Annotated in this window: 9 protein-coding genes; 6 read left to right on the top strand and 3 right to left on the bottom strand. The window is 67.7% G+C overall.

Annotation, left to right across the window (positions count from 1 at the left end):
• The first annotated feature begins 1 nt into the window (after position 1).
• Complete coding sequence (locus tag MJ785_RS11890; RefSeq protein ID WP_370652934.1) at positions 2-178, top strand: integrase core domain-containing protein; 177 nt, start codon at positions 2-4, stop codon at positions 176-178.
• Positions 179-356: 178 nt separating this feature from the next.
• Here MJ785_RS11890 and MJ785_RS11885 read toward each other — a convergent pair whose 3' ends face one another.
• The gene (locus tag MJ785_RS11885) at positions 357-605 is read right to left on the bottom strand and encodes a hypothetical protein (RefSeq protein WP_239380833.1); all 249 of its coding nucleotides are present in this window, start codon (positions 603-605) and stop codon (positions 357-359) included.
• On the opposite strand from MJ785_RS11885, the gene MJ785_RS11880 reads away from it, so the two are divergent.
• From MJ785_RS11880 to MJ785_RS11870, 3 genes are all read left to right on the top strand, one after another.
• Positions 495-719, top strand: a complete 225-nt coding sequence (locus MJ785_RS11880) for a transposase (protein ID WP_239380835.1) — start codon at positions 495-497, stop codon at positions 717-719. The genes MJ785_RS11885 and MJ785_RS11880 overlap by 111 nt on opposite strands.
• 74 nt (positions 720-793) lie before the next feature.
• A complete protein-coding gene (locus tag MJ785_RS11875; RefSeq protein WP_239313460.1) occupies positions 794-1,075 on the top strand; it encodes a hypothetical protein in 282 nt (93 codons plus the stop codon).
• Positions 1,076-1,078: 3 nt separating this feature from the next.
• The gene (locus tag MJ785_RS11870; protein ID WP_239345223.1) at positions 1,079-1,846 is read left to right on the top strand and encodes a hypothetical protein; all 768 of its coding nucleotides are present in this window, start codon (positions 1,079-1,081) and stop codon (positions 1,844-1,846) included.
• Positions 1,847-2,157: 311 nt separating this feature from the next.
• Here the strand turns inward: MJ785_RS11870 and MJ785_RS22280 are convergent, their stop codons facing one another.
• Positions 2,158-2,769: a PIN domain-containing protein gene (locus MJ785_RS22280; RefSeq protein ID WP_370652933.1), complete on the bottom strand. Its 612-nt coding sequence runs from the start codon at positions 2,767-2,769 to the stop codon at positions 2,158-2,160.
• Between the two features lie 403 nt (positions 2,770-3,172).
• On the opposite strand from MJ785_RS22280, the gene MJ785_RS11860 reads away from it, so the two are divergent.
• Entirely contained in the window at positions 3,173-4,921 is a 1,749-nt protein-coding gene (locus tag MJ785_RS11860) for an NAD-binding protein (RefSeq protein ID WP_239380829.1), read from the top strand.
• Between the two features lie 268 nt (positions 4,922-5,189).
• Complete coding sequence (locus tag MJ785_RS11855) at positions 5,190-5,666, top strand: hypothetical protein (RefSeq protein ID WP_239310065.1); 477 nt, start codon at positions 5,190-5,192, stop codon at positions 5,664-5,666.
• 61 nt (positions 5,667-5,727) lie between these two features.
• On the opposite strand, the gene MJ785_RS11850 is transcribed toward MJ785_RS11855, so the two are convergent.
• On the bottom strand, positions 5,728-6,077 hold a 350-nt coding region (locus MJ785_RS11850), incomplete at its 5' end, for a peptidoglycan-binding protein (protein ID WP_370652932.1).

Genomic DNA, 6,077 nt, shown 5'->3' with positions numbered 1-6,077 from the left:
GCTGATCAACCGTCGGGGGCCGTGGCGGACGCTCAATGAGCTTGAGCTCGCGACCTTCGAGTGGGTCGACTGGTACAACAACCGTCGGATCCACAGCGGCTGCGGAAACATGCCGCCTGCCGACTTCGAAGCCCTCTATTACATGCAAGACGAAGCTGCTATGCTGGCCGAAGCGTAAGCATCCCGGTCTCTAAAGAACCCGGAACGGTTCACTTCCTGACCCGGCTGTATGTCCTGTTCTTCGTCGAGCTCGACCACCGCCGGGTCCATCTCGCGGGCGTGACTCGCCATCCGACCGGCGCCTGGGTTACCCAGCAAGCGCGGAATCTCCTTATGACGCTGAACGAGGAGGGGCCTCATCTTTCCGCTGGCTGATCCGCGACCGGGACAACAAGTTCACCGCAGCAGTCGACGCCGTATTCACGGCCGACGACCTCACGATCGTCCGCACCCCGGTACAAGCTCCAGTCGCGAACGCCTACGCCGAACGATGGATCGGCACCGTACGCCGCGAATGCCTCGACCACCTGCTCATCCTCGGCCAGCGGCATCTCACCGCTGTCGTGACCGACTACGTCGATCACGACAACATCCATCGTCCGCACCGAGCCCTCCAACAACGGCCGCCGCTGGCGGCTGGAGCACCGCACAAGCCCACCGTGACCGTGATCCGACGTGACCGGCTCGGAGGCTTGATCCACGAATATCAGGCAGCCTGACCGGACACGATTTTGGGCACCCACAGTGTCAGGCTGAGGTACTTGGGTACCATGGCTTGCAGGAGGTGAGCGCCATGACAACCGTCGGACCCCGTCGCCAGGCCCCCCTGAAGGTCGACCCGGCCACGGACGAGCTGATCTCCCAGGCCGCGCACTTCCTCGGCATGTCGAAGAAGGACTTCGTCGCCGAGGCGGTCAAGACCTACCTCGACCAGCGCCGGGAAGAGATCCGCCGAGGCATGGTCGCCTCCATGAAGGTCCTCGACGGCTCCCTGTCCGCGAGCGTGGCCGCGCTGACCGGGCTGTCGGCGGATCGGATCGAACAGCTCGGCGGCGTAGGCGACTGGGAAGCGTGACCTATGCCGGTCCGCCCGACCCTGCGCTGCCTGCGTGAGGACCTGCACCTGCCGCTCCCGCCGGCCAGCACTTCCCTTGACCAGGTCGACCACCCGCTGCTGGCCAAAGCCGGCGAGCAGTTCGCCGACCCGGACACCCCGCACGAGCGGATCCGCAGCATCGACGACGTGGTCCTGTTCAAAGTCAAGATAGGCCGATGGCGTGGTGCGACCTACGTCGACCAGGCTGCGGACGAGGCTCGCGACTGGCTCGTCGCCGCCGGCCGACGCGAGGACGGTGCCGCCGACGACTTCTACGCAGCCCTGCACACCCAGGCCCGCGCCGCCCGGCAGCGCTACAACGCCGAGCAGGACAAGCCGCTGACCACCGACGCCTACAGCCGGCATCTGCTCCCGGGGCAGGACGACCAGGACCGCTACCTCCTGGAAGCTGGGACCAGGCTCGCGAAACGTCTCGACACCGCCGTCCGCGACCTCGTTCGTGGCTCGCTGCGCGACGGCCACGAGCACGCGGTCGACCTCCCTGGCTTCCGCCTCGGCCTACTCGTCCGTGCCGACCACGGCCACGAGACCTACGTCGCGGTCCGGATCACCGGCTCGGTCCCGACCGGGCTGACGGCCGTGATCCTCTCCCGCGTCCCGGGATGCGCAGCCGACGGCTGGTTCCCCGAGTACGCCCTCCCCGAACGCCACCTCCTGCCCGCCGAACAGGCCTGGTCCAACCTCATGGACCCTAAAGCCGCCGCCCAGCTCTTCGACGGCCAGGACTGACAAGAACGACGCCTTCGCCGTCCCGCGGCAGCCGGCCGGATCAGGCCCCTACTCGATGACACAACGTGATGAACCGCCTGACCTGCAGAAACAGGTTGGTTCTCACGTCTTGGACGTTTCCGCGCCCGTCGAAGCAGCAGGTCGGCGGGCCGGGCAGCTGGTTCGAGTCTCCTTTGGCTCCGCAGCAGTCGACTCCTGTCGGTAGTCGTTCAACGACGTAGCGGGCTGAGTGAGGCTGCGGATGGAGGGCTCCCGTGTCTGGGGTGGCATGCTCCAGCGCACGTCGCCATAGCTTGATGAACGCGGACTTCTCAAACGGTTCCGTAGGCACGGTGTTCCGAGTGAGGGTCAGACAGGGGTTCCGAGGCGCCTACCGTTTCATCCGGCTTGCCTGGCGGACTGTGATGGCTCACTGGGAATGGCGCTCTGTGCGTCGCTGGCCTACGGAGGTTCAGCAGCCTCCGATGAGGCGATTCATCGGATCGGCGGTTGTCGAAGCCCCGGCTCGGCGCAGGGCCGTGATCGTCGACCTGTCGGTGGCCGCCGGTCAGGGACGCGACGGCCGTTCGGTGAGCGGCGAGCATCTGTGGCTCGTACTCCGCCACGAGCCGGCAGAGCAGTTCGTCGGGGGTGAGCACCTCGATGCCGGCGGCCGCCGCAGTATCGGCCGGGAAGTCCTTGACGTTCCACGTGCAGAGCACAGTTGCCTGCGCGGCGACGGCCGCGGCCAGGACATGCCGGTCGTCTTCGTCTGGTAGCCACACGCCGGCGAGTGCGCGAAAGTCTTCCTCGGCGGGCTCGACCTCGGCGAAGGGGAACGCGCGGTTCAATGCTGTCACCAAACGCTGGGCAGCCGCATTGGAGAGCCTCAACCTTGGACGGGACCGTGAGTCTGGTTGATCCTGTCGGGGTGCTTCTGGCATCGCGGGAATCACGCGTTCGTGTTTCCCGCTGAGCTCAACCAGCCACCCAGGTTCCACATGATCATCGCGGACCACTGGAAGCCCACAGGGGGGCGAGACCTTCCACGGCAGCGAGTCGGAGTCGGCGCTGGTCAACTGGTTCCGCGTCAGATACCGAGCGTCGCGACGTTGCCGAACGGCGTGTTTCGGAAGTCGTCGTTCGATCAGGGAGCCGCGTTCAGGCGGTTCCTGGCAAGACCGCGGGCCGCACCGATACCGGATGCGTGCTATCGGTGTGGCCGAGAACGTGGCCAAGGCCGCCTGGACGTGGCGAGCCGGACAGACGGCTTTCGCAACACGCCCTGACGACGGATGCGGCCCGTGTCGCTACGGTGTCGCTATGGGGACGGCGCGGACAGAACGGATGAAAGCCAGCCGCGTCCTATGGCTGGCTTTCTGCGTGCTGTTCACGGCGGCCGCGATCCTGGGTGCGTGGGGCCTGGCGCAGCTGAGCCGAGCCGCCGACCAGTGTCCACCGCCGCATGCACAGCCGTGCGGATACACCACCACAGATATCATCTACTTCGACGCGCAGCTGTTCCTCCTGGGCGCCGAGCCCCTGCAGGACGGCGGCCCCTTCCCGCTGCCGCTGGAGGTCGCCCGTTTCCTGGCGCCACTCGCGACCGCCTACGGCGTGGCCGTGTCCGTGTGGGACCTGTTCACCGACCGGCGTCGCCGCTGGACGGCCCGTCGAGCGCGCGAGCACGCGGTCGTCATCGGCGATGATCCGTTCGCGATGACGCTCATCCGCCACCTCCGGGCCGAAGGTGTCCAGGTGGTCGTCATCAGCGCCGACGCGGATCCCGACGGCGCCGAAGGGCTCGCCGCGACCGCGTCACTCGTCGTCATGGGAGACCCCTGGGACCAAGCGGTGCTGCGTGCCGCCGGTGTGCCCCGAGCCGACACCGTGTACGCCTGCCTGCCTGACAGCGCCGCCAACGCGGCCGCGGTGGCAGCCGTTGCCGCGCTCGCCGAGCAGCAAACCGAGCGTGACGAGCCCCTCGCCTGCTACGCACGGCTGGCCGACGGCGAGCTGGCGCTCGCGCTGAAGGCACGCCGGCTTGGGCTGTTATCAGCATCGAAGTTCCGGCTGGATTTCTTCACGCCCGAAGAGATCGCCGCGCGCTCGCTCGCCGCTCGCATCCTGGAGCCCCATCTCGGTTCCGACGATCCGGTGCCGTCGGTCGCGGTCGTCGGCCTGGGCCCGTTCGGGCGCGCGCTCATCGTGGAGCTGGCCAGGCTGTGGCGGGTCCGTGTCGGCGCTCCGCCGCTGCCGCTTGTTCTCGTCGACACGGATGCCTCCGCCCAGCTCACTGAACTGCGGCATCGCTACCGGTCCGTCGACACGCACTGTGCGCCCCGGACGAAGAACGAGCCGGCGCAGCGCGTGGATCTCATGACGATTCCGTGGGAAATCCGCATACCAGATATTCGCCACCTGGTTCTCTGTGACCAGGATGAGGATATTGCGCTGCGAGGCGGCCTGAATGCGATTCGTGGTACCGCAAGTACCGGCCAGACCGTGACGGTCTGTATGCAACAGCGGACAGCCCTCGGCGACCTGTTCAATCGCCAGCTGCTCGATCCCGGGCCAGGTGAAGTACGGATATTCGCAATCATGAACGAAGCGGCGAAACCGGCCGAGCTGCACAACGACACGCTGACGGTCCTGGCACGTGCCATTCACGGCCAGTATCTGATCGACGAACAGGCAGCCGGCGGCGCCCTCGGCGACAGGGACTCGATGCAGCCCTGGGAGGCCTTGCCCGCGGACCTGCAAACGGCAAACCGCAGACAGGCCGAGGGAATCGGCGCCAAACTGAACGAGATCAACGCGGTCGTCGTCCCGATGACCCATCCGACGACCGGGTTCACCTTCAGCGCCGCCGAGATAGACATGCTCGCCCGGCTCGAGCATGAGCGCTGGTGCGTTGAGCGCCGCGGCAGGGGATGGACCTTCGGTCCGGTTCGCGACGACCTCCACAAACGCCATGACCTGTTACGTGACTGGAGCGACCTGTCGCCCGATCAGCGTGTCAAGGCCACCGCGGCCGTCCGCCATCTGCCGGAGCTGCTGGCCGACCACGGCCTACAGATTTTTCGGCTGCGTTGACGACCACGGCACCCGCGATCACGGCACCCGCGGCCGCGGGCCGCACGAAAAAATCTATGATCGAACAAGTTCCAGCCAGTCGCCGGCCCCACCCGGACAAACTTCGACCGGAGATTGACCCGCGCGTCCGGCGGAGGGACCGTGGATGAATGGCAAACGTGGGTGAACCAGTGCGCATCGTGGAAGACGAACCGATCACCTGGCCGGAGGAAGAACCGCTCGCGGTCCCCGAACCGGCGGCCGATCCCGAGCCCGTGCCGGCAGGCACATGAGCGTCATCGGGTGGCGTCAGTGGGCGGTGGACGCCCACGGGCGGCTCCGGCCGGCCTGGACTCCATGGTCGCCGTTTCCGCCCGAGCTGCTGCTGTGGCGTCCTGACGGCCTCACCCAAGCCCTGTGCCTGCGAGCGCAACGTGATGATCTCAGCACGCGGAGGTTCCGGATCCCCCTGGCTCCGCACCCGCGGGTACCCAGTGAGAACTGTGTCTGCGGACTGTACGCGTGGTCGTCACCACGGGGGCTTGCCGACGCCGCCGCCCCGACCTGGACCTCACGGCCCATCGTCGTAGGCGCGGCACGGCTCGGCGGGCGGCTTGTCGTCACCGAACGCGGCTACCGCGCGCAGCTGGGATACCCGGCGGCCGTTTTCGACCCCGACGGCGTCGTGTCGCCCGCCTACGCGGTGGCGCGCTACCTCAGCTGGGACGCGCTCATCGCCGAATGGCATGCGCGGGATGGCACCTGAGTAAGCCGCCGGCGCGTACGGCTCCCCCCGTCCGTGGGTACGCACAGTGCGGATTCCGCACCTAACCAGTGAAGCTGGCACCACGCACGGCGACAAACGCCCGGTCGGTCACTGGTCCCCAGATCCCGTCGACGCCGACCCCGAGCGCGGCCTGGATCGCCCGCACAGTCGCGATGTAGGCGGTCTGTGAGCGAGGCCCCCAGATCCCGTCCACGGTCGTAGCGACCGCGGCCTGCTCCGCACGGGTATGGCGGTTTGCCCGGACGGCCTGGAGGGCGGTGTCGGTCACCGGCCCCCAGATCCCGTCCACCGCCACATGCACGGCCCGCTGCAGAGCCTGCGCCTTTGCCCGCGATCGTCCGCTCGCGTCGGCACCGCCGCCGGCGCCCGTGCTGACAGTGCCTGTGCCAG

The organism is Protofrankia sp. CiT1, from assembly GCF_917627335.1.
GTDB lineage: Bacteria > Actinomycetota > Actinomycetes > Frankiales > Frankiaceae > Protofrankia.
Note: the sequence above shows the minus strand (reverse complement) of the source record. Positions and strands in the feature narration are given on the sequence as shown.